Here is a 2,107-nt window from a genome sequence, read left to right as displayed (position 1 = left end):
ATCCAATATAATGCAGGATTGTAGAATTTGATGTATAATATAAGTATTATCACTAAAATGATGTCTGAGGTGAGAAATCTATGGAAAGAGATGATCAATTAATGAAGAGTTTAATAAATAAATTATCAATTGGAGTTGTAATAGCTGACCAACAGGGCCAGCTTTTATTTACCAACCAGACTATAAAAGAGATGACTGGATATACAGAAGCTGAAATTAAAACAATGGAAGATTGGTACAAAAAGGCTTATCCAGATCCGGGATCTAGAAAAAAAGCCAAAAATTTTTTTCAATATGACATAAAAAATGATATTCAGGACCGAACATATAAAATTACAACTGCTGCAGGGGATTATAAGTATTTTAATTTCCGTTATTCACAATTAGATGATGGAAAGACGTTATTTGAGATTATAGACATTTCTCACCGAATTAAGCAAAAACAGGAGCTAAAAAACCAAAAGATAATATTTGAGAACCTCTTTACTAATTCTCTGGAGGGTATCGCTTTACTGGACTCAGAATTTAGAATACTGGATGCCAATAATAAATTTGAAGAAATATTTGAGATCTCAAAAAGTAATATTAAAGAGGAGTTTGCTTTAGACGCTGTTAATTTATATGAAGAACCAGAAAATATTAAGAGAGAAATCAATGCGATTTTAGAAAAAGAAGACTGGGAAAATGAAGTGAGATTTAAAGTTAATAATAAAATCAAATATTGCAATGTTCATATTTTTTCTGTAGAAAATGAAGAACATAATCGATTAATTTATGTTGCGGTTGATGATATTACCGAAACTAAAAAACAAGAACTTGAATTAAAAGAGGTAAAAGAGAGATTGGAACTTGCTGTAGAGGGTGGCAATATTGGTATTTGGGATTGGAATGCTGTAAATGATACAGTACATTTTAATGAGAACTGGGCCCAGATGCTAGGATATGAACTTTCTGAGCTTGAGAGTAACCTTAATACCTGGCTTAATTTAATTCATCCTGATGATAAGAAGCAGGCTTTAAAAGATGTAGAAGATCATCTGGAGGGTAAAACTGAAAAATATTATAATGAACATCGACTAAAAACTAAGTCCGGCAACTGGAAGTGGATTAAAGATATTGGTAAGATAACTGAAAGAGATGATCAGGATAATGCAGAAAGGATGGTTGGTATTCATATTGATATAGATCGGGAAAAAAGAGCAGCAGAAGAAATTGAATACCTTTCCAATCATGATGAATTAACCGGCCTTTATAACAGAAGATATTTTAATGAAGAGCTTAAACGACTTCACAATTCCAGAAAATATCCGATCAGTATTATTGTGGGCGATATGAATGGATTAAAAGATATTAATGATAATTATGGTCACAGCATGGGTGACAGATATATTAAAAGAACTGCAGAGGCGATTAAAAGCTCTGTCAGAACTGAAGATGTAGTTGCCAGAATTGGTGGAGATGAATTTGCAATTATCTTACCGGAAACCGATTATTCTAAGGCAGATGATATTGTTGATAGGATTTTAAAGAGAATAGAAGAAGACAATAAGATTGAGGAGCTGCCAGTGCCTTTAACTATTGCCCTGGGTTTTGAAACTACAGATTGTAGTAATCAAAAACATAGTGTTAAAAATATTAGAAAATGTTACAATAAAGCTGACGAAAAGATGTATGAACAAAAATTTGCAGGTAGATGTTAATAAAGATAATTAAATATGATTATTACAGAGCTGGGGTTTTTAGATGAGACCTCAGCTTTATGACTTTATAGAACCTAAAAATGCAGATTTTGTTGACTTGTGAATAAAGGAAAAACCATATATTTCAAGAAGTATATATATTAGATGTTGAAAATTAATCTAAATTATATTATTAAGTTATCTACAGCACTATAATTTCTATATAAAGGAGTATTTTATGTTAAAAACTCTTGCAAATATACTGAACTCATCAATTTTAAATCTATTAAAAAACCAACCCAATATTTTAATTAATACATCTGAAACAACAATGACTGAATGGAATTTAGGACATCATTTAGCAAATGAATTAAAAAAATATATTTTTTGGTTAGATAATGATTTGGAACTTACTAAAGGTCATTATG

2 protein-coding genes are annotated in these 2,107 nt (G+C 30.4%); both read left to right on the top strand.

Annotated elements, in window-relative coordinates:
• Positions 1–80: 80 nt before the first annotated feature.
• Positions 81–1,700: a diguanylate cyclase domain-containing protein gene (locus CI949_RS20155; RefSeq protein ID WP_290769786.1), complete on the top strand. Its 1,620-nt coding sequence runs from the start codon at positions 81–83 to the stop codon at positions 1,698–1,700.
• A gap of 217 nt (positions 1,701–1,917) precedes the next feature.
• The coding region (locus CI949_RS20150) for a hypothetical protein (RefSeq protein WP_290769785.1) at positions 1,918–2,107 on the top strand (190 nt) is incomplete at its 3' end.

This window comes from Halanaerobium sp. (assembly GCF_003070835.1).
This window is presented reverse-complemented; position numbering and strand designations above follow the sequence as displayed.

Coding starts and splice junctions, on each gene's coding strand:
- CI949_RS20155 (WP_290769786.1), top strand. CDS start 81: ATGGAAAGAGATGATCAATTAATGAAGAGTTTAATAAATAAATTATCA.